We start from the raw sequence: 25,472 nt of genomic DNA, 5'->3' as shown, positions 1-25,472 counted from the left end.
CGAAGTTCAAATGGTTGCTCTGCACGCAGTGAGGTTGGACAGGGAGAAGAACGTGGTCGATGTAGACACCCGCTCGGCGAACTCCGATGGAATAGCGGCAGCCAAGGAGACGCTCGAGGACTACACGCTGCGGTTCGCGCCGCGCAGTTATCGCAAATGGAGTCCGGCGGTCGTCGGCATCTCGGCACTCGGTGGTATCGCCTACCTGGCCGACTTCGCCATCGGCGCGAATATCGGCATTGCGTACGGAACCGGAAACGCGCTGCTCGGCATAGGTATTTTCGCGATTGTCGTAATGATTACCGGATTTCCGCTGGCGTATTACGCGGCCCGCTACAACATCGATCTGGACCTTATTACCCGTGGTAGCGGATTCGGTTACTACGGCTCCATCGTGACAAATGTGGTGTTCGCCTCGTTCACGTTTATCTTCTTCGCACTCGAGGGTTCGATCATGGCCCAGGGACTGGAATTAGGCCTCGGAGTACCACTCTGGCTGGGTTATCTGGTCTCGACACTGATCATCTTTCCGCTGGTCATCTACGGAATGAACACCCTGGCCACGTTACAGGTGTGGACGACGCCGCTGTGGTTGCTGCTGATGGTGCTGCCGTTCGGATTCCTGCTGGTGCGCCACCCGGATTCGGTGTCGAACTTCTTCGCCTACGGCGGTGAAAACGGTGCCGGCGTCAGCATTTCCGGCACGCTGCTGGCCGCGGGCGTCTGCCTGTCGCTCATCGTGCAGATCGCCGAGCAGATCGACTACCTGCGCTTCATGCCGCCGCGCACTCCGGAGAACTCCCGCCGCTGGTGGAGCTGGATGCTCCTCGCCGGTCCGGGCTGGGTGCTCTTCGGTGCGGCCAAGCAGGTCGTCGGCCTGTTCCTGGCGGTCTACCTGATCGCGAATCTGCCTGCCGCACAGGGCATCGCCAATCAGCCGGTGCACCAGTTCCTGGAGATCTACAAGGATATGGTGCCGGGCTGGCTGGCCATGACCCTGGCCGTGGTGCTGGTGGTCATCAGTCAGGTCAAGATCAATGTCACCAATGCCTACTCCGGCTCGCTGGCCTGGACCAACTCCTACACCCGAGTCACCAAGACCTACCCGGGCCGGCTGATCTTCCTGGTGGTCAACCTGGTGATCGCGCTGATCCTGATGGAAGCGAACATGTTCGACTTCCTCAATGGCATTCTCGGTTTCTACGCCAACTGCGGAATCGCCTGGATCGTCACCGTCGCAACGGATATCGCGATCAACAAGTACGTCCTGAAGCTTTCGCCGAAGGTGCCGGAGTTCCGCCGCGGCATGCTCTACGACTTCAATCCCGTCGGCCTGGTCGGCTTCGGACTGGCGACAGTGCTGTCGATCATGACCTTCTTCGGTCTGTTCGGTGATCTGCTCAAGCCGTACTCCCCGCTGATCGCCATTGTCGTCGCCTTCGTCGCGACCCCGCTGATGGCCATCGCCACCAAGGGCAAGTACTACCTGCGCCGCAGCGATGACGGCATCGAGCTGGATATGTTCGATGAGCACGGCAACCCGTCCGGCGACACCCTGACCTGCACGGTCACCGGAATGGAGTTCGAGCGCCCCGACATGATCGCCTCGGCGCTGCCGGGTCCCGAGGGCGAGATCCAGTACATCAGCTCACTGGCGCTGTCCACGGACAAGGCGGGTATCCACCTGCTGCCGCACCAGAAGTAGGAGCCATAGCCCGTCATTCCGGCACGCTTTTGGCCGGAATCCACCGCCTTCGAGGTGTGGATCCCGGCCAAAAGCACGCCGGGATGACGGGTTCGGCCAGCCTCGGGATGACGGGTTTTCGTCAGTCGGCGAGCCGCAACCCCGGCAGCGACGACTGGGCCGCTGCCCGCAAATGCACCGAGGCGCGCTGCCAACGACGGTGTGCGCGTTCACGATCGGAGTCGATGAAGCTCGACACCAGAATGCCGCGCAGGGCGTCCATGGCCGTGTAGACGAAGTCCCGGGCATCGCGGCGATGCACCTCGTCCGGCACATAGCGGCTCAGCGCGATGAGGACGGCATTGTTGACGAACGGCTCGACCTTGTGCGCCTCCAGGGCCAGCACCGGATCGGTGCGACCGGCCACCCACAGCTCCACCGCGGCGATGAACATCGGCCCCTGGTGCAGTTCCCACATGAAATCCAGCACCGTGGCAATCGGATCCGGCCCGGCCTTGATCTTGCCGATCTCCATCATGGCGGCCTCGGTGCGGCGCTGCGCGAGATGACTGATGGCCGCGACCACCAGATCAGTCTTGGACCCGAAGTGATGCACCTGCGCCCCCCGCGTGACGCCCGCGCGCTCCGCGACCCGCGGTGTCGTGGTGCCCGCGTACCCGTACTCGACCAGGCAGTCGATAGTGGCGTCCAGTAGCCTGATCCGCATCTCACTGCTGCGCTGCTCCTGGGTGCGGCGCGGCGGTTTGGAGAGTTCGGACCTGGTCATTCCCGGGATTCTACACTTACATGCAGGTCTGTACGTAACTACCTATTGGCCGGCGTTGCCCACACAGGCGTCGCGACTCCACCCCTGATCGGCCCGAACACAGTCGTTCAGCCGCGCCGGAGCCCCGGAGGGGGGCCGAATAATCAGCGAGGTCACTGCGAATCACGTCGATAGCGTTGCATAAGGATTGCCGTTACTTAACCTTATGCTTTTATCGTTTGGTAACGTACGGGGATGGTGAACGCTGATCGGAGCGCCTGGCCCCCCGTCACCTACGAGGAGCGTCCGTGGTCGGTCCATGAGGCCTACGCGTCACGAACCCAGCTTCGCCGGCACGCGGGTCCCTATTCGGCGGCGGTCGTTCCCGCCATCGAAGGTCAGCCGGTGCGATTGTCCACTGCCTTGCAGACGGAGGTCGCGGATGCGGCACACGAGTTGGTTCGGTTCGACGCGCACGTCGCGGCCGAACTGGGGTCCGATGGTGAAATCGGACCGATGAGTGCGGTGCTGCTGCGTACCGAAAGCGCCGCGTCGTCACAGATCGAGAACTTGACGGTTGGTGCCCGACAGTTGGCGCTCGCCGAACTCGGTGAGCACACGAACCGAAACGCAAGGATCGTCACCGCCAATGTCCGCTCGATGCAGGCTGCCGTGGAACTGAGCCGCAGCGTCGATGGCGACACGATTCTGGCGATGCACCGTGAACTGCTGACCGAATCCGATGCCGAGCACGCGGGGCAGTGGCGCAGCGAGCAAGTATGGATCGGTGGCGGCAGTGTCGGCCCGCACCTGGCCGATTTCATTCCGCCCCATAGTGATCGAGTCCAGGAGGCAATCGATGACCTGATCCTGTTCGTCCACCGGACCGATGTCCCAGCCTTGGCCCACATCGCGCTCGCACACGCGCAGTTCGAAACGATCCACCCATTTACCAACGGAAACGGCCGAACCGGGCGGGCGCTCGTGCATGCGATGCTGAGCGGCAAGGGACTGACCCGCCATGTGACGGTACCGATTTCGGCGGGATTGCTGGTGCGCACAAAGAGTTACTTCGAAGCATTGACCGCGTACCGGTCGGGCGATCCCGAACCGATCGTCCGGCAGTTCGTGGACGCGACCTGCTATGCCACCGGTAGTGGTGCCGAGTTGGTAAGCCGCCTGTCCGCCACACGCATGTCATACCGCGAGCGAACAACAGCCAGAAGCGATTCGTTCGTGTGGCGCGTCATCGATACACTGGTCGCACAGCCGGTGGTCAACACCACATACGTGGCCGACAGATTCGGAATCAGTGGCGTCGCTGCGCAGCGAGCGATCGATCGGCTGGTCGACAGTGGCGTGCTGCGAGAAGCATCGAATCGAGCACGGAATCGCGTGTGGCAAGCCGACGAAATACTCGGTGCACTGGACGATTTCGCGGCAGGGATACGCCGGGTCCGAGACCGATAGCAACGTGCGGGGCCGTGATAGCCCGCCCGCCGTTCAGGCTCGAGTCGGGCGGCGGGCCGCCCACACCGTGACGGTGAACAACAGGACGCCGAGGGTTGCCAAGGCGGTTCCCACTACAGCGGGAGCGGTGTAACCGAGCCCGGCGGCGATGACCAGACCGCCCAGCCAAGCTCCGGCCGCATTGGCGATATTGAGCGCCGCGTGATTGAGCGCGGCGGCGAGGGTTTGGGCCTCGTGCGCGACATCCATGAGGCGGGTCTGGAGGGCGGGTCCCAGGGCCGCGCCCGATGCTCCGACGAAGAAGGCCGCGATCGCGGCCGTATACGGATTGTGGGCGGCCGCGATGAATCCGGCCAGGATGACCACCATCGACAGCAGTGCCGCGAATATCGCGCGATCCACGCCGCGATCGGTGAGGATACCGCCGATGATATTGCCCGCCACCATGCCGAGGCCGAACAGCATGAGCACAATGGGCACCAAGCCGACCCGCATTCCGGCGACATCGGTGAGGGTGGTGGTGATGTAGGTGTAGATGGCGAACATGCCACCGAATCCGACCGCGCCCACCAGCAGCGTCAGCAGTACCTGCGATTTGCGCAGTGCGCCCAATTCGGTACGGGGGTCGGTCATTCGAATGCCGGTGAGCTCCGGCACGAAACGCACGAGCGCGGCGATGGTGGCCAAGCCGATAACGGCGACCACCACATAGGCGTCCCGCCATCCGAGGTGCTGCCCCATCCAGGTGGCGGCGGGAACGCCGACAACATTGGCGGCGCTCAAGCCCAGCATAACCGCGGCAACAGCTTTGGCCCGCTGCCCCACCGGCGCCAGCGTGGCCGCCGCCAAGGAAGCCACCCCGAAGTACGCTCCGTGCGGCAAACCCGACACGAACCGTGCCGCCACCAGTGTGCCGAAGGTGGGCGCGAGTACGGTGGCCGCGTTCCCCACAGTGAACGCGATCATCAGCGCGATCAGCAATCGTTTGCGCGGCACTCGCGCACACAGCGCGGCGATCACCGGAGCGCCAACCACCACCCCGAGCGCATAGGCCGAAACCGCATGCCCCGCAGTCGGTTCGGAAGTCCCCATCCCGCGCGCGATCTCCGGCAGCAAACCCATGGTGACGAATTCGGTGGTCCCGATCCCGAACCCACCGAGCGCCAATGCGAGCATGGCCGGAACATGCCACCCGCGCCGTTCGACCGCACCGGTCTCCAGATCGGCGATCACCGACTCGGACACAGGCGCAGCGGGCTCGGACACAGATTTGGGCACGAACAATCGCAACACCCCAGCGAACCCGCCCGATACCCCTGAGCTCGGTGATCTCACTCACGAGGGGGCATTCCCCGGGGGCAACATCGCGCTCTCGAAGCCAGTGGTTCCGATCGGCAGGTTCGAGCTGGTGGAACAGTTCGGGCACCCGCGCCACACCGGTTTTCGGTGAGGTGCAGGTGCCCGGAATGTATTTCGGTGGAGCGCGTCCCTGGCGTTCAGGGTGAAGCCCTGAACGCCCTGAGGGTTGAGCACACTCCCCTCCTGGGGTTCAGGGGTCAAGCCCTGACGTCCCGAGAGTTGAGCGCACCCTCTGGGGTTTCAGGGGCGAAGCCCCTGAGAGTCCCGAGAGTTGGGTTACCGCAGTTCGCGCGCCAGGTTGGCGTCCAGCACACCGAGGAATTCCTCGGTGGACAGGTAGCCCTGGTCCCCGCCGACGAGCAGCGCGAGGTCCTTGGTCATCTGGCCGTCTTCGACGGTCTTGATAACGACATCCTCGAGGGTCTGCGCGAAGCCGACGACCTCGGGGGTGTTGTCCAGCTTGCCGCGGTGGGAAAGTCCACGGGTCCACGCGAAGATCGAGGCGATCGGGTTCGTGGAGGTGGGCTTGCCCTGCTGGTGCTGGCGGTAGTGCCGGGTGACCGTGCCGTGCGCGGCCTCGGCCTCACAGGTGCGGCCGTCCGGGGTCAGCAGCACCGAGGTCATCAGACCCAGCGAGCCGAAGCCCTGTGCCACCGTGTCGGACTGCACATCGCCGTCGTAGTTCTTGCAGGCCCAGACGTAGCCGCCCTCCCACTTGAGCGCGGAGGCGACCATATCGTCGATGAGGCGATGCTCGTAGGTCAGGCCCGCGGCGTCGAACTCATCCTTGTACTCGTTCTGGTAGACCTCTTCGAAGACATCCTTGAACATGCCGTCGTAGGCCTTCATGATGGTGTTCTTCGTGGAGAGGTACACCGGGTAGTTCTGCTGCAGGCCGTAGGTCAGCGAGGCGCGCGCGAAGTCACGGATCGACTCCTGGAAGTTGTACATACCCATCACCACGCCGCCCTCTTCGGGCATGCGCACGACCTCGTGCTGGATCGGCTCGGAGCCGTCTTCCGGCGTGAAGGTCAGGGTGACGGTGCCCGCCTGGTGCACCTTGAAATCGGTGGCGCGGTACTGGTCACCGAAGGCATGGCGGCCGATGATGATCGGCTTGGTCCAACCCGGAACCAGACGCGGAACATTCGAGATGATGATCGGCGCGCGGAAGATCGTGCCACCCAGGATGTTGCGGATGGTGCCGTTGGGCGACCGCCACATCTTCTTGAGGCCGAACTCCTTGACGCGGGCCTCATCGGGGGTGATCGTCGCGCACTTGACGCCGACGCCGTGCTTCTTGATGGCATTGGCGGCGTCGATGGTGACCTGATCATCGGTCTTGTCGCGGTACTCGATACCGAGGTCGTAGTACTCGAGGTTCACATCGAGATACGGGTTGACCAGCTTGTCCTTGATGAACTGCCAGATAATCCGGGTCATCTCGTCGCCATCGAGTTCGACGACGGTCCCTTCAACCTTGATCTTGGACATGGATCTTCGTGTCCTCCTAAGGAAGGTGTGCTCCCATTGCACGCTGGCGAGCACGCTTGTGAGCGGATCCCAGCTGTTCAACTGACAACGTATACGCCTCGCGCGGTCCACGAGACTTGTGGTGCCAAGTCCGTAATCCGTGGCGCTTAGCAAGACAAGCGTACTGCTGACTCAGTTCTCACTGTGCGGGTAGCCCCCACTGTGCGGGACACAGCGGGGGCTACTCACGAGTAGGAATTTTCGTGATCTGGGGCACCCTGTCCCGCCTCCCCGCATATTAAGCGGGCGGCTATGCACGGCGGGACTTCCTAACCCGTACCAACGTCAGGCGTGGGGCATGTCTTGGGCGTACCCGACGAGTTACCCCGAACCTCCCGAAATCAGTTGTCACCGACCTACACAGCCACGGCGTGGCTGGGTCCCCCGACGAGATTCTCCGGCTTGTCGCGAATCATGAACGCGATGATCGGGATGGCGAGTAGGAAGAAGCCCGCGCCAATGTAGAAGGCGATGTCGTAACTGTGGATGGCCGCCCGCGCCGCGAGATTGTCGATAGTGGGGTTGTCGGTGACGTACTGCTCGGCCATCTGCACCGAGATGGTGGTGAGCAATGCGGTGCCGATGGAACCGCCGACCTGCTGTGCCGCATTGAGCAGCGCACTGGCCACCCCCGAGTCCTCCTCGGCCACCTGATGCAGCGCGGTGGTCTGCATGGCCACGAAGACGCCACCCATACCGAGGGCAATCAGGGTCACCGCGGGCAGTACGACGGTCGCGTACCCGTCACCGAATTCGAGCTGCGCCAGGTACAGCAGCCCCATAGCGCCGAGCACGGTTCCGATGAGCATTACCGGCCGGGGACCCCATTTGGGCAGCATCGCGCTGGCGATACCGGCGGAAATCACAATCCCGATCGGGAACGGCAGGAAGGCGACACCGGCCTTCAGCGCCGAATATCCCAGGGTGACCTGCAGGTAGTAGCTGAGGTTCAAGAACATCGCGAACATGGCGATCGGGATCAGCAGCGCCACCAGGAATGAGCCACCGCGATTGATCTCACCCGGAATACGCAGCGGCAGTAGCGGATTCGAGGAACGATGCTCGATCGCCACGAAGACGACCAGCAGTGCCACACCCGCTGCGAGCAATGCGATGGTGGTCGACGCGCCCCAGCCGTCATCGGCGGCCTTGGTGAATCCGTAGACGATCGCGATCAGACCGAGGGTTCCGGTCAGCGCGCCGGGCAGGTCATAGCCGCCGGTACTCGGAGTGGGCACATCCCTGATCACGCAGGCGTACGCACCGACCAGGGCCAGCAGGGCGATGGGGGTATTGACCAGCAGGCACCAGCGCCAGTCGGCGTATTCGGTGAGCGCGCCGCCCGCGATCAGACCGATGGCGGCACCGCCGGCGGAGACGCCCGCGAACACACCGAAGGCCCGGGCGCGTTCCTTGACCTCGGTGAAGGTAATCGACACCAGCGATAGCGCGGCAGGTGCCAGCAGTGCCGCGAACGCGCCCTGCAACCCGCGCCCGGCGAACAGTTGCCCGGCGTTCTGTGCGAGTCCGGCCAGCGCCGAGGCGGCGGCGAAGCCGATCAGGCCGATCAGGAAGACGCGACGGCGGCCCAGGTAGTCGGCGAGCCGACCGCCGAGGAGCAGCAGCCCGCCGAAGATCAGCGTGTAGGCGGTCAGCATCCACTGCTTATCGGCCTCGCTGATGTTCAGGTCCTGCTGCGCGAAGGGCAGCGAGATCGTGACGATGGTGGCGTCGAGCACCACCATCAGCTGGGCCAGGGCGAGTACACCCAATGCCCACCAGCGTTTGGAATCGCCTGCTCCACTGGGTATTTCGTCGGGCTTTCGAATCGATGTCGTGGTGGCCATGCTGTCTCCTCGCCGTGCTCCGAACAACAGCGATCATCGTGGCATCAGCCGACAAATGTCGTCAAGAGAAAAATGTCGTGATCAGACAGTTGGCGGCAGAAGTCACAATCTGGCCTGTTGCCGATATGATCGACCGATGTCCGAGTCGTCAACACCTGCCGACCTGCTCGAGCGCACCAGGCCGGGGCTCCGCGAACGCAAGAAGCGGCAAACCCGGGAGCGCATCATCGACGTGGCGCTAGAGCTGTGCGATACGCATGGCTTCGACGCGACCACCGTCGAACAGATCGCCGACGCCGCCGACGTCTCGCCGCGGACCGTGAACCGCTACTTCCCCACCAAGGAAGACATTGTCATCGCACCCATCCCGGAGTGGTCCGACGCCGTAGCGGAGAACCTGCGCGCCCAACCCGTCACAGGCAATGAGATGCAGGCTCTGCTGGACGCCTTCCTCGCACTGGTGGACCGCATTATCGGCAGTGAAGAGCCATTGCCGTTTCGATGGTTCCTACAGATGCAGGGCATCATCCGCACCAGCCCATCGGTGCGGGCCCGGAGCCTGGACGCGGCCGAGCACAAGATGTTGCAGATGGCGGATGTGCTGGCCGAACGCATGGGTAGCGAACCCGACGCGCTACCGGTGCGTCTGATCCTCAGCACCTGGAACACCATCATGCGAGTCGGTACCGAATGCGAGGCGGATATCGTCGCCGAGCACATCATCACCTCGCCCCGGGGCATGGCCGATGCCGTGGTCACGGCCTATCACGAATTCGTCCGGGTCTGCGCCACACCGACTGTGTCCGGCCCCACTGCCGAACCTCCCCCCTCCGGCCGTTAGAATCTGGCTCAGGTCAAGAGCATCAGCAATAGGCCCCGGCTTGCTGATCGGCAACCCTCCAGCTGCGGTGGGGTGCTCCGGGTGAGGACCGGGCGCTCGAGGGACGAGCGCAAGCGCACTGTAGGAGGTCTACCGAAATGTGTTGTTGTCGAAGCCTATTCGCTTTCAGATAACGTCAGACTTCCGCCATTCGGCGACCTTTTCTTGGAGCAGCACATGAGTGACTCGACCGCGCCCGTCGACCAGGCGACCACGGCGACAGATCCGGCGGAATGGTCCTTCGAGACCAAGCAGGTCCATGCCGGCCAGTCCCCCGATCCGACCACCGGCGCACGCGCGCTGCCGATCTACCAGACCACCTCGTACGCCTTCCGCGATACCGAGCACGCCGCCGCGCTGTTCGGGCTCGCCGAGCCGGGCAATATCTACACGCGCATCATGAACCCCACCCAGGATGTGGTGGAGCAGCGTATTGCCGCCCTCGAGGGCGGTGTGGCGGCACTGCTGGTGGCCTCCGGACAGGCCGCGGAGACCTATGCGATCCTCAATCTGGCTTCGGCCGGGGATCACATCGTGTCCAGCCCGCATCTGTACGGCGGTACCTACAACCTCTTCCACTACTCGCTGCCCAAACTCGGCATCGAGGTCAGCTTTGTCGAGAATCCGGATGATCTGGAGCAGTGGCGGGCGGCGGTACGGCCGAATACCAAGGCTTTCTACGGCGAGACCATCGCCAATCCGAGCAGCTCGATCTTCGATATCGCGGGCATCTCTGAGGTCGCGCACGCGGCCGGGGTGCCCTTGATCGTGGACAACACGGTTGCCACGCCGTACCTGATTCAGCCGCTGCGACACGGTGCCGACATCGTCGTGCACTCGGCTACGAAATACCTCGGCGGACACGGGTCCGCGGTGGCGGGTGTGATCGTGGACGGCGGCACCTTCGATTGGACCGGGCTCGACGAGTCCGGGCGGTCGCAGTTTCCGGGGTTCACCACACCCGACCCGAGCTATCACGGTGCGGTATTCGCCGATCTCGGCGCGCCCGCCTACGCACTCAAGGCGCGGGTGCAGCTGCTGCGCGACCTGGGTGCGGCGGTATCGCCGTTCAATGCCTTCCTCATCGCGCAGGGCATCGAGACCCTGAGCCTGCGCATGGAACGGCACGTCTCCAACGCACAGGCCGTCGCGCAGTTCCTGACGCGGCAGCCGGGCGTGGAAAAGGTGTCCTACGCGGGCCTGCCCGATTCACCGTGGTTCGAACGCGGCAAACATTTAGCGCCGAAGGGTGTCGGCGCGATTGTGTCCTTCGAGCTGGCGGGCGGTGTCGATGCGGGCAAGAAGTTCGTGGAGGCGCTGGAGCTGCACAGCCATGTCGCTAACATCGGGGATGTGCGGTCTCTCGTAATCCATCCGGCCTCCACCACACACTCGCAGTTGACGCCCGAGGAGCAGTTGGCTTCCGGCGTCACCCCGGGTCTGGTGCGGTTGGCCGTGGGTATCGAGGGTATCGACGACATCCTGGCCGATCTGACGGCCGGACTGACGGCGGCGGCAAGTTGACCGTGAATATCGAATCGAGCACTTCCCGCGCCACGGTGGAAGCTCTGCTTCCACCGTCGGACGGAACGCTCGGCTACATTGCGATCGGGGATGTCGAACTCGAGAACGGGGCCGTCGTCCCCGACGTCACGCTCGCAGTGCAGCGTTGGGGCGAACTCTCGGCGAACCTCGACAATATCGTGCTGGTCGAGCATGCGCTGACCGGTGATTCGCATGTGGTCGGCACGGTCGACGCACAGCACGCGCAGCCCGGCTGGTGGGACGGCATCGTCGGCCCCGGCGCGCCGCTCGACACCCGCGAGTGGTGCGTCATCGCCACCAATGTGCTCGGCGGCTGTCAGGGTTCCACCGGTCCGTCCACCCTGGCGCCCGATGGAAAGCCTTGGGGCGCACGCTTTCCCGAAATCTCTATTCGCGATCAGGTGACCGCGGAGGTCGAACTCTTCACCCGGCTCGGCATCGACCGGCTGGCCTCGGTGGTCGGCGGCTCCATGGGCGGTATGCGCGTGCTGGAGTGGATGGTCGGCTATCCCGACCGCGTCGGCTCGGCCCTGGTGCTGGCCGTCGGCCCGCGCGCCACCGCCGACCAGATCGGCACCCAGACCACCCAGATCGCCGCGATCAAGGCCGATCCGGATTGGCTGGGCGGCGACTACCACGGCACCGGTCGCGCCCCCATGACCGGTATGGGCATCGCCCGCCGCATCGCGCACCTGTCCTACCGCACCGAATTCGAGTTGGACCACCGCTTCGAGAACCACGCCCAGGGCAATGAGAACCCATGGGAGGGCGGCCGATACGCGGTGCAGTCGTACCTGGAGTACCAGGCCGCCAAACTCGTCTCCCGCTTCGACCCGGCGACCTACATCCTCCTCACCGAAGCCATGAACCGCCACGATGTGGGCCGCGGCCGCGGCGGCATCTCCGCCGCCCTCGCCGCGACGCACGTCCCCTGTGTCGTCGGCGGTGTCGACTCCGACCGGTTGTATCCGCTACGTACGCAACAGGAACTGGCAGATCTGCTGCCCGGCTGTAAGGGCCTGGAGATCGTCCGCTCCCGCGACGGCCACGACGGCTTCCTCACCGAAACCGAAGCGGTGGGCAAGCTGTTGACCGAGACAATGGACCTGGCGCGGGCGTCCCGCCACTAACGGTGGGCGAACGCCCCGTCAGCCCCGGCAGGGCCGCACCCGTGATCCCGATAGGGCCGCACCCGTCAGCCCGGCAGCGCCTGACCCAGCATCCTGGCAGGGCCTGACCCAGCATTCCGCGTGCGTATCACCCCGTCATCCCGGCGTGCTTTTTGGCCGGGATCCATCGCTTCTCGACAGGTGTGGATTCCGGCCAAAAGCACGCCGGAATGACGAGGGCGACCCCGAGGTGACGAGGGTTCAGCCTTCAGAGGTGGCGAGAGCTCAGCCCCAGAAGTGGCGAGAGTTCGGCCTCCCGAAGGTAAGGCCTACGTCAGCCGACGCCGAGGGTGTTGACGGTGGCCGCCAGGACGATGATGGCGGTGCCCAGCACGGTCAGCCACGAGACATCGAAACGCTTGCTGCGAACAGCCAGCAGGCCGACCTGCTCGGTCGACAGCAGGAGCCGGAAGGCCGCTGCCAATAGCGCCGCACCTCCGATGATTACGGCCCCGCGTCGCCAGCGGTCCCAGGCGAGGAACACCACGGCCACCACCAGTACCGCGCCAACCAGTATCAGCGGCAGGTTGGTGCGTACGAACGCGCCGACGCGACTGCTACGGCTCTCGGGAGCGGCATGGGCTGGACTCACGCGGGCGAGTCTATTGCCTACCCCGGCGGTGCATGGTCACCCCCGTCGTAGCGGCGCATAGTCGCGCTCGTCCATAACGCGGGCGGCGCATGGCGGCCCGGCCCGGAGTGCGCGGCCGTAGTCGACTCGGCGAAGGTGAGACGGACCCGGGTCGCGGTGCCGTCCCGGCCGCCGACACGAGGCGTCCGGCTCCGCCGTCGATGCGGGCATCGAATCCCTGAGCGGTGGCGAGCGAACCGTCTGGTTGACTGGCTGGCGTGTTCCATCTCGTGTTCTTCGAGCCCCGCATCCCCCCGAATACCGGCAATGCCATTCGCCTGGCCGCCGGTACCGGATGCCACCTGCACCTGATCGAACCCCTCGGCTTCGACCTATCCGAGCCGAAGCTACGCCGGGCGGGGTTGGACTACCACGACCTCGCCGCCGTCACCGTGCACGAAAACCTGGATGCCGCATGGGAATCCATCCAGCCGCAGCGTGTCTTCGCCTTCACGGCCCAGGCCACCACCCGCAATACCGATATCGCCTACGCCGACGGCGACGCCCTCCTCTTCGGCCCCGAACCCACCGGCCTGCCCGACACCGTCCTCACCGATCCCCGTGTCACCGACCAACTCCGCATCCCAATGCTCCCGGGCCGCCGCTCCATGAACCTGTCCAATGCGGCAGCGGTCGCGGTGTACGAAGCGTGGCGGCAGCTGGGGTTCCCCGGCGCGGTGTAGGTGACAGATGGCGGCCTGCGGGGTGTACTGAAACACGGGAATACGACGACCCGGACGAAACCGTCCTACCTGTGCGAACTCCGGAAGGCTGCGGGCATGCCGAACTACCCTGACGACGTGTCCGCCCCGCATATCGAACGGCCCGATCTCCCTGAGCACATGACTTGGGAGGAGCTCGAACAACTGCCCGAGGAAATCGCCTCGCGGATCGAGCTGTGGGACGGACGTGTGGTTTGGCTTCGTCGAGGTCCCGGCGAGCATCAGATATTCACCGGTCGGCTGTGGGCAGCCATGGAGCGCTGCGCGCGCGAAGCCATGTCGATCAGCTCAGAAAATTGCTGGCGGGCCAGCTTCGAAACGAACATCTTCTTCGGAGCCACCGGCAAGTCCGACTTCGTGACACCGGATTTCCTGGTCCACCGATGCCTCGAATCTCCTTATCAGGATTTGCGTTCCGCCGATGTCATGTTGGTCGGCGAAGTCCTGTCACCGGCGAATACTCCGTCCGACATAGAGGCCAAGAAGGCGCGTTACGCGAGCGCCGGCATTCCCGTGTACTGGGAGGTGGATCTAGCCCGCGAGGCCAGTGCCATCGCGGCGATCCGTGTCTACGCCCTCGAGCCGAGGCACGGCGACCTGCTGCCCGAAGGAGTCCGGGTTCTGCACACGGCCAACTACCTGCTGTCCCGTGAGTGGACGCCCTCCGATACCAAGGGCATCGAATTCGACTTCCCGTTCCCGATCCGTATCCCGTGGAGTGAGCTCGAATTCTGAATGCTCCCGGGCTTCCGCTCCGTGAACCCGTCCAACGCGGCCACTCGGAGAGGGGCTCAGTCGATTTCGAAACGCTTGAAGCGCGACGTGGCTCCGGCGGTGAGGCGGACCGCGGATTTGGGGACGCCGTAGTGGGTCGCCAGGAGTTCGCAGGCGGCCTTATTGGCTTTGCCTTCCACAGCGGGAGCGCGGACATACAGCGTGAGGGTGCCGTCGTCGAGAATTTCAACGAGCGGGCCCTTCTTACTGTTCGGTTTGATGGTGGCTCGGACCACGGTCGGCACGGGACTCCCTTCTCTGCGTACCCATTCTCGCCGACCGCACGGGTAGGTGGGTGCTCAGCGGAAGTCGCGGGATTTCGCGTCTATGCGGAGGTCCATCCGTTGCAGGTGGTCCGCGACCACCGTGACCGCACCCTCGGCGTTCTGGACACGGCCGCGGATCAGTAGGGCGGGGGCGGATTGGGCAAGGCGGCGGTAGCGGGCCCAGAGACCTACCGAGCAGACGACATTGACCATGCCTGTTTCGTCTTCCAGATTGAGGAAGGTGACGCCGCCCGCGGTGGCGGGGCGTTGGCGGTGGGTGACCGCGCCGCCGACCAGGACCCGGGTGCCGTCGCGGATACCGAGCAGGCCCGCGGCGGGAATGACGCCGAGGGCGTCGAGGCGAGGGCGGAGGAATTCGGTGGGGTAGCTGCCGGGCGAGACACCGGTGGCCCAGACGTCGGCGGCGGCCAGTTCCAGCTCGCTCATACCGGGGAGGGCGGGTGCGTCGGTGGTCGCGCCGGTGCCGGGGAGACGGTCGGGACGTTCGCCCGCAGCGGCTCCGGCGGCCCAGAGTGCTTGGCGGCGGGTAATTCCGAGGCTGGCGAGCGTGCCCGCGGTGGCCAGCGCTTCCGCTTGCGGGACGGTCAGTTCCACGCGGTTGGTGAGATCGAGGAACGAGCGGTAGGGGCCGGATTCACGTGCGGCGACGATCTTTTCGGCCAGTTCGGTGCCGATATGGCGCACCGAGGCCAGGCCCAGTCTGATCTCCATGCCACGGTTCTCCAGGGTCGCCTCGGCCAGGCTGTGATTGATATCCGGGCCGTGCACCGCCACGCCGTGCCGCCGGGCATCGGCCACCAGGGACTGCGGGGAGTAGAAACCCATCGGCTGCGCCCGCAGCAGCCCGGCGCAGAATGCCGCCGGGTGATGCAGCTTGAACCACGACGAGTAGAACACCAGCGAGGCGAAGCTCTGCGAATGGCTTTCCGGGAAACCGAAATTCGCGAAGGCGTAGACCTTCTCGTAGATGCGGTCGGCCACCTCGCCGGTAATGCCGTGCAGGGTCCGCATCCCCTCGTAGAAGCGTTCGCGCAGTCGCTCCATTTTCTCCGTCGAGCGCTTGGAGCCCATGGCGCGCCGCAGCTGATCGGCCTCGGCGGCGGTGAATCCGGCGACATCGACGGCCATCTGCATGAGCTGCTCTTGGAACAGTGGAATGCCCAGGGTGCGTTCCAGTGAATTCTTCAGCGCGTCATGGTCATAGGTCACCTCTTCGCGCTCATTGCGGCGGCGGATATAGGGGTGCACCGAGCCACCCTGGATGGGGCCGGGGCGGATGAGCGCCACCTCCACCACCAGGTCATAGAAATTGCGCGGCTTCAATCGCGGCAGGGTCGCCATCTGGGCGCGCGACTCGACCTGGAATACGCCCACCGAGTCGGCGCGGCAGAGCATTTCGTACACAGCCGCTTCGGTGAGATCCAGCCGGAACAGCTCGACGGTCTCGCCCTTGTGCTCACGCACCAGATCGATCATGTAGTGCAGTGCCGAGAGCATGCCGATTCCGAGCAGGTCGAACTTCACCAGTCCGGCGGCGGCGCAGTCATCCTTATCCCACTGCAGCACACTGCGGTTCGCCATTCGCGCCCACTCCGTCGGGCAGACATTGGCAATGGGGCGGTCGCAGATCACCATGCCGCCGGAGTGGATGCCCAAATGCCGTGGCAGGCCCTCCAATTCACCGGCCAGTGCGAGCACATCGGCGGGGATATCGGTGTGCTCCTCCTGCGCGACGCCGCTCCAGCGGCTCACCTGTTTACTCCACGCGTCCTGCTGTCCGGGCGAAAACCCCAGCGCCCGTGCGGCATCGCGCACCGCGGACCGCCCGCGATAGGTGATCACATTGGCCACCTGCGCCGCGTACTCGCGCCCATATTTGGCGTAGACGTGCTGGATGGCCTCCTCGCGCCGATCCGATTCGATATCCACATCGATATCGGGCGGCCCGTCGCGCTCCGGTGACAGGAACCGTTCGAACAGCAGTTTATTGGCGACCGGATCCACATTGGTAATGCCGATGGCGTAGCAGACGGCGGAATTGGCCGCCGAACCCCGGCCCTGACACAGGATGTCATTGTCGTGGCAGAAGCTGACAATGTCGTGCACCACCAGGAAGTAACCCGGGAAGCCCAGCTTCCCGATGACCGCGAGTTCGTGTTCGAGCTGCCGGTAGGCCTTCGGGTTGTTCGCCGCCGGACCGTAGCGGCGGGCCGCTCCCGCATAGGTGAGTTCGCGCAACCACGAGTTCTCGTCGTGCCCGTCCGGCACGTCGAACGGCGGCAGCTGGGGAGCGATCAAACGCAGATCGAACGCGCATTCCCGGGCCAGCTCAGCCGCATTCGTCACCGCCCGTGGGCATTCCGCGAACAGCCGCGCCATCTCCGCGCCCGACCGCAGATGCGCGCCACCGGTGGGCGCGAGCCATCCGGCCATCTCGTCGAGACTCTGTCGCGCCCGGATCGCGGCCAGGGCCATGGCCCGCCGCCGCTGCGGTGGTGCGGCGAAATGCGCCCCGGTGGAGGCCAATACGGGCAGTCCGAGCCGGTCCGCGAGCGCGATGAGCCGCGCATTGCGCTCATCGTCCTCCGGAATCCCATGGTGGGTGAGCTCCACACTCACCCGGTTCCGCCCGAACCGATCCATCAAATCTCGCAGCGCCACTTCGGCTTCCGCGTCCCCGCGCTGCAAGGCCTGCCGTACATGCCCCTTCCGGCATCCGGTGAGCACCTGCCAGTGCCCATCCGCCGCCTCGGCGAGCCGATCCAGGTCGTACCGCAGAATCCCCTTCTCCCCCGCCACCATGTGCGCCGCGGCCATCTCCCGCGACAGCCGCCGATACCCTTCCTCGCCGCGCGCCAGGATCAGCAGATGCGGGCCCGCCGGATCCGGTGCGCCCGTGCGCGGTTCGGAGTCGGGGGCTCGATCCGGCCATAGGCCGTCCCGCGCCCGCGACCGGTCCGCTCCGTCCCGTACCCGGTTCGGCATTGCCTCGCGGCCGTCGGCTCGCGGCCGGTCCTCGGCGTCCTGGCCCGCATCCGGCCGATGCGACCGGGTCGAGCTCGCACCGCTTCGCCCTCGGTCTCCGGAACCGCCGCGCGCACGAGAGTCCAGGCCGCCAGCACTCGAGTCACCGTCTCCGTCGTAGACGCGAGCCTGACCTGTGGTCGGGCGAGCGGGGCGACCGGTCCGGCCCCGTCGTCCACCGCGTGGTACGAGATGAGCTCCGGCGCGGGCGGCGGTGCCCAGGGAGAGTTCCGCGCCGAATACGGTCGGCATCCCCCATTCGCGGGCGGCTTCGGCGAAGCGCACCACGCCGTAGAACCCGTCGTGGTCGGTGAGAGCGAGGGCCTCGAGGCCGAGGCGGACGGCCTCCTCCACGAGTTCCTCCGGTTGGCTCGCGCCATCGAGGAAGCTGTAGGCGGAGTGGGCGTGCAGTTCCGCGTAGGGAACCGTCGGCCCGGCGGCGGGCGGCAGCGGGGCGGCCCGGTAGGGCTCGCGCTTACGCGACCAGGCGGGGCTGTCGCCACCATCGCCCGCGGGCTCGGGTCGCCCCGGCCGCCCGGACAGCACACGCTCCAGCTCCGACCATGTCGGCGGCCCGTTGTGCCAGCCCACGACCCCTCCTCCGCATCACCACAGCTATCGAACTCATGTTCGATGAATGGGGACCATACACCGATTCGAACCGGGCGGTTTGTATCGACTCACGACCCGCCGGAGCAGCCCGAATCACGCGTCACACCCACCCCTTCGGCCACTCCGGCGACCATCCCGACACCGCGCCGACGAACCGTGACACCCGCCTCGTGAACTCATCCTGGATTCGGAACTTACTATGGAGTAAGTTCGAGGCAATCCGACCTGCATAGGAGCAGCGATGAGTGAGATCGCCAATGACGGTGACGGCTACCTGGCCCGTCGACGCGCCCGCCGGGATCTCACCGGCAAACACGTCATCATTACCGGCGCTTCCTCCGGAATCGGGCGTTCCGCCGCCATCTCCGTAGCGGAGAAGGGCGCGACAGTCTTCCTGCTCGCGCGTCGCGCCGACGAACTGGCCGTGGTCGTCGACAAGATCAGGGCCGAGGGCGGCACGGCGTACGCCTATCAGTGCGATGTCACCGAGGGCGATTCCGTCGACAAGGCTGTCGGGCAGATTCTCGCCGAGCACGGCCAGGTGGACATGCTGGTCAACAATGCCGGCCGCTCCATCCGCCGGGCCGTGCACCGCTCCACCGACCGCATGCACGACTTCGAACGGACCATGGCGGTCAACTACTTCGGCGCGGTGCGCATGACCCTCGCCCTGCTGCCGCAGATGCGGGAGCGCAAGTTCGGCCATATCGTGAATGTCTCCAGCGCCGGGGTACAGGTCGCCACCCCGCGTTACGCCGCCTACCTGGCGTCGAAGGCCGCGCTCGATATGTTCGCCGAGGTGACGGCGGCCGAAATGCTCGCGGACAACATCACTTTCACCACCATCCACATGCCACTGGTGCGCACGCCCATGATTGCGCCGAGCGGTAAGCAGGGGCCCTCGGAATCACCCGAGTGGGCGGCCGCCACCATCGTGCGCGCCCTCACCGATCGCCCCAAGCGCATCGATGTACCACTGGGCACCCTCGCCGAATACGGCAGTCTGATCACTCCGCACCTGAAGGACCGAATCCTGCACCGGTACTACCGCGCGCTCCCGGATTCCGCTGCCGCCAAGGGCGAAAAGGGCGAGGAGACTACCGAATTGGAGTTCGTTCCACCGAAACGGAAGAGCCGTGAGGTGCCGCCCGCGATTCGCGCCACCGGTACCGCCCTGCGGCGCGCCGCGCGATTGGTGCCCGGAACACACTGGTAGTAGCCCAACTCTCGGGACTCTCAGGGGCTTCGCCCCCGAACCCCCAAAGACGGCGGAGCCGCCCAACTCTCGGGCTCGGGGTCAGCCCCGACCCGGAAACGACGAAACCTCCCAACCCTCAGGACTCGAGTTTCCGCCCCCACCCGGAAACAACGACGCCTCTCAACTCTCAGAGCTCGGGATCCGCCATGAACCTGGAAGCGACGGAGCCTCCCAAACGCTCAGGGGCTTTGACCCGGAGCTCCTGAAACGACGGAGCCTCGAGCTCTCCGGGCGCTCAGGACTACGCCCCGGGCTCCTGGGAACTGCGGAGTCTTCCGGCTGTCGGTGGGCGGGCACTTATGCGCGGAAGTGGCTGAGATCAGGGGAGTTGGTGGATTTCGTTGGCTATTACCGCCGTTACCGGTTTGGGGGATGCTCCGCAGCTGGCTTGGCGGGGAGGGTAGGCAGTGGTGTGGGTGGTGACCAGCCAGCGGCGGCCGTCGCGGTGGGTGACCTCGGCCGCACCCGCGAAGGTGGCGGGGTCGGCGGAGGTGGTGGCCAGGTTGTTCGGGGCGGGGGTTGCCGGAACGGGCCGCACCGTCAGGTCGTCGATGCCCGCCGCGGTCTCCGGTGCGGCCGAGAGCTGTTCTCGGACCGCTATTTCGGCCACCTGTTCGACGGGTGTGTAGCAGCTGCGACCGCGGAAGCCGGTGAGCGGCACCATGCCTCGGGCGGCGGTGGCGATCATGGCGACCGCGTTGTTCTCGTCGAGGCGGCCGTAGGTGAGGCCGGTGGGAAGCAGGACTACGGCGGGGGCGAAGCGGTGACCGCCGGTGTGCGAGCACTCCCAGACGTTTTCGGGGTAGGCGGTGGCGAGGCGGGCGGCGATGGGGCGGCCGAGACGGGCGCAGCATTGATCGCGTTTGCCGTGGGCACAGACCAGGACGAGTGGATCAGCCACGGGCACACCGATTCCGGGGGCGGGTCCGTTCAGCAGATGCAGATCGAGGTCGAGCAGCTGTTTCAGGTCGGTGATCTCGAAGCGCTCACACCAGGAGCCCTCGGGTCTGGAGCTGGCGATGAATACCGTTCGCACACCGGTGAACTCATTGCGGCCTGGTCTGCGGATCAGGGTGGGGCGCACCCGGGCGGCTTTGGTGCGGGCGGCGAGCTCGGGAGTGATCTCCGGGCCCAGCACCTCGTCGCCGATCACATCGCGGCCCCACGCGCCGGGTTGTTCGACACAGAGCCAGCCGGTCACCTCGGTGGCGCTGCCCGCCAGCGGCACCTCCAGCGCGGCGGTCGTGCAGGGGAGGCCGTCGAATCCCGTCACAGCGGTTGCCCGTCCTCGAGCTGCGCGATGAGCTGCTCCAGCCGCCGCGCCCGCGTCTCCGGCCGCACCGAGCCGCCGAGGTGATAGCCGACCGAGGACTGCGCCGAATCGGGCAGCGTCTCGAAGAAGGCCGCCGCCTCCGGATGCTTTTCCAGCGCATCGAGGAAATCCTGCGGCAGATCCCGCCCGTACGCGTTGTCCCACCGCCCGTCGGCCTTGGCCCGATCGATTTCCGCCTGCCCCGCCGGATGCATCAATCCCTGCTCGATCAGCTCCGCCACGAATCCCACATTCCGCTGCGACCATTGGCTGCGCTGCCGTCGCGGTGTGAAACTCTGCAAATAGAACTCGTCATCGAGCCGCCGCGCCTGCCCGTCGATCCACCCGAAACACAGCGCCTGCCGCAGTGCCCCCGTGTAATCGAGCGATATGTACCCCGTGCCCTTCTTGGCGATCTTCAACCACACCCCGTCCACCGCGGCATGGTTGGCCGCCAACCACTCCCGAAACCCCGCGTCATCGGCGAAGTACAGAATCGGACGCTCAGATGCGGACACGCCTCGAGTTTAGATCCGCCCAACCCAGCCCCTCCCCACACCCACACAGCGACCGCACCCGAGCCCCAGCACCTGACAGCCCGCACTCGGCGCCTCGTCCTGGCACCCGCGTGTACAGGATGCCGGCTGGCCTGCTACCAGCAGACGCCGATTCCGGGCTAGTGGCCGAGGAACGGCAGGACCGCCGACTCGAAGTCGGAGTAGCGGTCGCGATGAATGCTGTGTCCGCAGCGGAAAGCGCGGACCTCGCAGTCGGGGACGGCGGTGCGCATCTGTTCGACCTTCACCGGATCCACCATGCCGCCGGGACCGCCGCGCAGGAACAGCGTGGGTGCGGTGATATCCGCCAGGCCCTCCCACCATTCCGGGTAGGGCTTGCGGAACTGTTCCAGCGCCGTTCCGGTCATGGATCGGTCGAAGGACAGCACCGCCCGCGGATGCCGGAGCAGGCTCGTGGTGGCGTGCCACAGTTCCGGCACGGTCGGCAGTCGACGGGTGAAAGCGACCTGCTCGTCACCGGAGCGCAGCGGTAACGGCTGCTCCTCGATTACCAAGCGGCGCACCAATTCCGGGCGCTCCATCGCCACCCACGACACCGCGTAGCCGCCGAGCGAATGACCCACCAGGTCCACCGATTCCAGGTCGAGCCGCTCGCACAGCCGCAGCACATCCGCCCCGAATTCCGGGAATCGATAGGAATCGGTGTGCGCGCTACGCCCATGCCCGCGCAGATCCGGAATGATCACCCGCCGCCCGCGCCGCACCAGCTGGCGCGCAAACCGATCCCAGGTGTGGCCGTCCCCACCCATACCGTGCATCAGCAGCACCGGCACCTCGTTCGCGGAATGCGCGGAGCCCGCCCCCGAATCCCGGTAGGCGATCCGCACATCCCCGAAGGCGACCCGGGTGACCGTCAACTCCACGATGAGCCAGCCTACGGGCCATCCCGGGTGCTCCGCCGCTGGTTGTGCGCGGGACCATAGTCCCAAGTCATTCGTAGAGCCCCTCCACATGCCAGGCCCTGTTGTAGGCGAGTAGCAGTAGCGCACGGATATCGTCGCCGTCGAGGAGGACCTGGGCGCGGGCCGCGTATCCGTGCGGGAGCTGGTGGGTCCACCAGCGATCGTCGAGGGGCCAGGGGCCCGCCCAGCCATTGAGCTGCCAGCTGCGGGAGCCCCAATGCAGGTGGGCCGGGTCGGCGGTGAAGAGGCCGCGATCGGTAACCCATACCGGGGTACCGTCGGCGGCTTCGAGGCGGACCTGCGGGCGGTTTGCCAGAATGACGGCGGGTGCGGGTTGCGGCAGCCGCCCCGGCCACGGTTTCGCCGGATCGTCCGCCGGAACCAACTCCTCACCGAGCGTGACCATGGTGACCCGCTCAGCGGGGCCGCGCCCACCGCTGAGCACTCCCATCCGCACGGCCTCCCCGCCCAGCAGCCCCTGCACCCGGATCAGCGCTCGCCGAGCCCGCTCCTCTTCCTCCCCGACGCCACCCCACAGGCCGAGCTGCAACGCCCCGGCCGACACCACCTCGACCGGCTCCAGTCGAAGCAGCGTGATCGGGGCGGTCGGCGCACCCCAATTGCCGCCGCGCCCACTATTTCTCGCGGTCTTCCCGCGAGCTCTGCCCGACCATGCCCCATTTCCGGTCGATCCCTCGGCAGACCGGGTGGCTTGCGTTTCGCTACCCACTCGAGCCGAGTCAGCACTTGCCCCGCGACCGGTCGCCCTCGACTTCGCCTCGTATCCAGCAGGTTCCGGACGCGCATCATCCGCCAAGGCGCTCTGGTCCACGTCGTTCCCGCCGAGCACACGGCGGGTGAGCCAGCCGTCGAGCTGCCAGCGGACGCGGTCGGCGGTGCTGTCGGGGGTGAGGGGTTCGGCGCAGCGCCAGGTTCGCGAGAGTTGCTCTCCGGCTTCGGTTTCCGCCTGCACGGACAGGCGGGTACAGGCCACGGAGGCCGCCGACAGTTTGGCGTGCAGTTGGGTGGCGAGCATGCGGCCCACGAAGGCGGCGGCGTCCACGCGGTCGATCGGTGGGTCGCAACGGTATTCGACGGCCAGGTCGGGAGCGGGGGCTCGAGCGGACGGGGGGCGTTCCGGTTCGGCGCGGGCACAGCGGTGCGCCGCGATGGCATCGGCGCCGAATCGCGACGACACCTCGGTGGGGGTGAGTGCAGCGAAATCACCGATGCGGCGTAATCCCAAGCGATGCAGCAGATCCACCAGGTCCGATCGTTGCGGCGCGGACAGCGCGGGTTCGGCGGCCAGCTCGCCCACCGGCAGCGGTGCGAGGAATTCCGCACCTGCCCCGGACGGCACAATGGTGGACCTGCGCGCGGCGAATACCGCCGTGGACACCTCATCGGCAATCCCGATCTGGCATTCCGCCCCGGCCGCCGCCACCGCGTCGACCAGACGCTCGGCCGCCAGCTCCTCGGACCCGAAGTACCGCGCCGCACCCCGCGCCGCCAATACCAACAGCCCGGGCCGCAATACCTCCACCCCCGGCACCGTCGCATCCACCGCCGCGACAACGGGCTCGAACATCCGCGCATCCCGATCCGGATCATCCTGCACCACAAGCAGATCCGGACAACGCGCCTGCGCCTCCCGCCGCCGCACCCCCCGCCGCACCCCCTCGGCCCGAGCCACCGCGGAACAGGCGACCACCCGATTACCCGAGAACACCGCCACCGGCCGCGTAGCCGCCACCCCCGCCACCGCGGCTGCCGCCACCGCGGGCCAATCCAGGCACCACACCGCCAGCACCCGCGACCGCCCGCTCACAGCCCCTCCGCCGACACGGCGCATCCCACCGGTACGGCGGAGCCCGATTCATGGCACGACCCCATGCCCGCTCCACAGCCCGGAAACTCTTGTGGAGCTGCGGAACCCGCGCGGACACGGACAGCCGCAGCCCCACCGCTCACGCGGGAACGACACGACACAGGCGGCCCGTCAACCTTCCGCGTCACAGAACACGGAACTGCCGCCACATAACTCGGCCACAGCATGACGATCGACCCACCGGACACAGCGGAGCGCGACAGCACCCAACGCGGCGGCGGGCATGGACGCACCGGGTGCTGGAATTCACATACTGCCGCAGGTACGGGATACCTTGCGGCCGTGGGGAACTGGTGCGGGTGCGGATCTTTCTGAGCTGCGCCTGCCGCTAACTCAGGAGACCGCATGGTGGGCGTGTTTCAGTGTCTCGACGGGGGTGCGGGCGGGTGTGGACCATTCGACTCGGCCATTGCAGGGGAACATATCGAGACGGCCTTTGCGGAGCGGGGTGGAGCGGCCCCGGACGGAGACCTCCAGGCAGACGGTGCGGAGGCGGCCGCTGCCTCGACCCAGGCCGTCGTAACCGGTTACGCGGGTGTCGATACGGAGAGCCGGGAGGGACCAGGCCCCGTTGGTGACCACGAGGGTGGAGCTCTTGCTGCGGGCGCGGGCGGCGAGGACACGGGCACGGGAAAGTGGGACGGTTACGCCGTTCAGGCCGAGGATTACCAGGTCCAGGCCGTCCAGCAAGACCGAGGCCACCTCCAGGGGATCGGGGCCGGGATCGGCGACAACCGCCAAACGACCCAGCTGCGCACCCATTTCGGCAGCGGCCAGTAAGCCGAGGCGGGGTAGGCCGACAGCGGCGGCATGCCCGCCCGCGCCGGTGACCGCGGCCAGCAAACCGGAGAGCAGAGAGCTGGCTCCGGTATAGACGACCACCGACCCCTTGACCAATCCCCCCTCCGGCAGCAGATCCGCCAGCGCGGGCGGTACCGATAGCGACTCGCGCCGGTGCACTCCGACGAAACCCGAACCGCCCGAGGAGAATCCCGAGCCGGTCGAAGCGGACCGTGATCCAGCCGGGACGAACCCGCCCTCGCCCGAAGTGGTCCGCACCTCGCCCGGAACCAAGGGGACACGCCCCGGCACCCGCCCACCTCGAGCGGATCCCGACTCGGTCAGGGCAGACCCCGACCCGGCCGATGCAGACGGCGATCCACCCGGGTCGAGCCTCGACTCGACCCGGTCAGACCCCGACCCGACCTGGGTGGCCACCGCCTCGGCCGAA

General features: G+C 66.3%; 19 protein-coding genes, 1 pseudogene and 1 riboswitch. Of the genes and pseudogenes, 8 read left to right on the top strand and 12 right to left on the bottom strand.

Annotated elements, in window-relative coordinates; genetic code table 11:
- The first annotated feature begins 10 nt into the window (after positions 1-10).
- Positions 11-1,705 carry a purine-cytosine permease family protein gene (locus tag NU1_RS32325; RefSeq protein ID WP_157553328.1) on the top strand — a complete coding sequence of 565 codons (1,695 nt, stop codon included), beginning with the start codon at positions 11-13 and terminating at the stop codon, positions 1,703-1,705.
- Between the two features lie 121 nt (positions 1,706-1,826).
- On the opposite strand, the gene NU1_RS32320 is transcribed toward NU1_RS32325, so the two are convergent.
- Positions 1,827-2,471 carry a TetR/AcrR family transcriptional regulator gene (locus NU1_RS32320; RefSeq protein ID WP_067527273.1) on the bottom strand — a complete coding sequence of 215 codons (645 nt, stop codon included), beginning with the start codon at positions 2,469-2,471 and terminating at the stop codon, positions 1,827-1,829.
- A 234-nt stretch (positions 2,472-2,705) separates the two neighbouring features.
- Here NU1_RS32320 and NU1_RS32315 point away from each other — a divergent pair, with 234 nt between their 5' ends.
- A complete protein-coding gene (locus tag NU1_RS32315) occupies positions 2,706-3,920 on the top strand; it encodes a Fic family protein (protein WP_067527272.1) in 1,215 nt (404 codons plus the stop codon).
- Between the two features lie 33 nt (positions 3,921-3,953).
- Here NU1_RS32315 and NU1_RS32310 read toward each other — a convergent pair whose 3' ends face one another.
- The 3 genes from NU1_RS32310 to NU1_RS32295 form a co-directional block, all read right to left on the bottom strand.
- On the bottom strand, positions 3,954-5,096 hold the full coding sequence (locus tag NU1_RS32310) for an MFS transporter (protein WP_067527308.1): 1,143 nt from the start codon (positions 5,094-5,096) through the stop codon (positions 3,954-3,956).
- A gap of 459 nt (positions 5,097-5,555) precedes the next feature.
- Positions 5,556-6,773 carry an NADP-dependent isocitrate dehydrogenase gene (locus NU1_RS32300; RefSeq protein WP_067527270.1) on the bottom strand — a complete coding sequence of 406 codons (1,218 nt, stop codon included), beginning with the start codon at positions 6,771-6,773 and terminating at the stop codon, positions 5,556-5,558.
- Positions 6,774-7,168: 395 nt separating this feature from the next.
- Positions 7,169-8,659 (bottom strand): MFS transporter, encoded by a 1,491-nt coding sequence (locus NU1_RS32295; RefSeq protein WP_067527269.1) that lies wholly within the window; start codon positions 8,657-8,659, stop codon positions 7,169-7,171.
- Positions 8,660-8,795: 136 nt separating this feature from the next.
- Here NU1_RS32295 and NU1_RS32290 point away from each other — a divergent pair, with 136 nt between their 5' ends.
- The 3 genes from NU1_RS32290 to metX all read left to right on the top strand — a co-directional run bounded on the left by NU1_RS32290 (position 8,796) and on the right by metX (position 12,214).
- A complete protein-coding gene (locus tag NU1_RS32290) occupies positions 8,796-9,500 on the top strand; it encodes a TetR/AcrR family transcriptional regulator (RefSeq protein WP_067527268.1) in 705 nt (234 codons plus the stop codon).
- A gap of 11 nt (positions 9,501-9,511) precedes the next feature.
- Positions 9,512-9,622: riboswitch (SAM riboswitch) on the top strand.
- 94 nt (positions 9,623-9,716) lie between these two features.
- Positions 9,717-11,063: a bifunctional o-acetylhomoserine/o-acetylserine sulfhydrylase gene (locus NU1_RS32285; protein ID WP_067527267.1), complete on the top strand. Its 1,347-nt coding sequence runs from the start codon at positions 9,717-9,719 to the stop codon at positions 11,061-11,063.
- Positions 11,060-12,214: a homoserine O-acetyltransferase MetX gene (gene metX, locus NU1_RS32280; RefSeq protein WP_157553324.1), complete on the top strand. Its 1,155-nt coding sequence runs from the start codon at positions 11,060-11,062 to the stop codon at positions 12,212-12,214. Before NU1_RS32285 ends, metX begins: the two co-directional genes overlap by 4 nt.
- 313 nt (positions 12,215-12,527) lie before the next feature.
- Here metX and NU1_RS32275 read toward each other — a convergent pair whose 3' ends face one another.
- Positions 12,528-12,845, bottom strand: a complete 318-nt coding sequence (locus NU1_RS32275; RefSeq protein WP_067527266.1) for a DUF3017 domain-containing protein — start codon at positions 12,843-12,845, stop codon at positions 12,528-12,530.
- 257 nt (positions 12,846-13,102) lie between these two features.
- On the opposite strand from NU1_RS32275, the gene NU1_RS32270 reads away from it, so the two are divergent.
- The gene (locus tag NU1_RS32270; protein ID WP_067527265.1) at positions 13,103-13,567 is read left to right on the top strand and encodes a tRNA (cytidine(34)-2'-O)-methyltransferase; all 465 of its coding nucleotides are present in this window, start codon (positions 13,103-13,105) and stop codon (positions 13,565-13,567) included.
- A gap of 159 nt (positions 13,568-13,726) precedes the next feature.
- Positions 13,727-14,341 (top strand): Uma2 family endonuclease, encoded by a 615-nt coding sequence (locus NU1_RS32265; RefSeq protein ID WP_067527264.1) that lies wholly within the window; start codon positions 13,727-13,729, stop codon positions 14,339-14,341.
- A 56-nt stretch (positions 14,342-14,397) separates the two neighbouring features.
- Here NU1_RS32265 and NU1_RS32260 read toward each other — a convergent pair whose 3' ends face one another.
- Complete coding sequence (locus NU1_RS32260; protein WP_067527263.1) at positions 14,398-14,625, bottom strand: DUF167 domain-containing protein; 228 nt, start codon at positions 14,623-14,625, stop codon at positions 14,398-14,400.
- 54 nt (positions 14,626-14,679) lie between these two features.
- A pseudogene (locus NU1_RS32255) lies at positions 14,680-18,135 on the bottom strand (error-prone DNA polymerase); the annotation flags it as partial.
- Between the two features lie 409 nt (positions 18,136-18,544).
- On the opposite strand from NU1_RS32255, the gene NU1_RS32250 reads away from it, so the two are divergent.
- Complete coding sequence (locus tag NU1_RS32250) at positions 18,545-19,519, top strand: SDR family NAD(P)-dependent oxidoreductase (protein ID WP_067527262.1); 975 nt, start codon at positions 18,545-18,547, stop codon at positions 19,517-19,519.
- Between the two features lie 361 nt (positions 19,520-19,880).
- On the opposite strand, the gene NU1_RS32245 is transcribed toward NU1_RS32250, so the two are convergent.
- From NU1_RS32245 to imuA', 5 genes are all read right to left on the bottom strand, one after another.
- Positions 19,881-20,834 (bottom strand): ferredoxin family protein, encoded by a 954-nt coding sequence (locus tag NU1_RS32245; RefSeq protein WP_067527261.1) that lies wholly within the window; start codon positions 20,832-20,834, stop codon positions 19,881-19,883.
- Positions 20,831-21,391, bottom strand: a complete 561-nt coding sequence (locus NU1_RS32240) for a YdeI/OmpD-associated family protein (protein WP_067527260.1) — start codon at positions 21,389-21,391, stop codon at positions 20,831-20,833. Before NU1_RS32240 ends, NU1_RS32245 begins: the two co-directional genes overlap by 4 nt.
- A 158-nt stretch (positions 21,392-21,549) precedes the next feature.
- Positions 21,550-22,314, bottom strand: coding sequence for an alpha/beta fold hydrolase (locus tag NU1_RS32235; RefSeq protein ID WP_067527259.1), 765 nt, complete (start codon positions 22,312-22,314; stop codon positions 21,550-21,552).
- A gap of 67 nt (positions 22,315-22,381) precedes the next feature.
- Complete coding sequence (locus NU1_RS32230; protein ID WP_067527258.1) at positions 22,382-24,205, bottom strand: DNA polymerase Y family protein; 1,824 nt, start codon at positions 24,203-24,205, stop codon at positions 22,382-22,384.
- 369 nt (positions 24,206-24,574) lie between these two features.
- The gene (gene imuA' / locus NU1_RS32225; protein ID WP_245720411.1) at positions 24,575-25,333 is read right to left on the bottom strand and encodes a DnaE2-dependent mutagenesis accessory factor ImuA'; all 759 of its coding nucleotides are present in this window, start codon (positions 25,331-25,333) and stop codon (positions 24,575-24,577) included.
- Positions 25,334-25,472 lie beyond the last annotated feature (139 nt).

Source organism: Nocardia uniformis NBRC 13702, assembly GCF_001613345.1.
Lineage (GTDB): Bacteria > Actinomycetota > Actinomycetes > Mycobacteriales > Mycobacteriaceae > Nocardia > Nocardia uniformis.
Note: the sequence above shows the minus strand (reverse complement) of the source record. Positions and strands in the feature narration are given on the sequence as shown.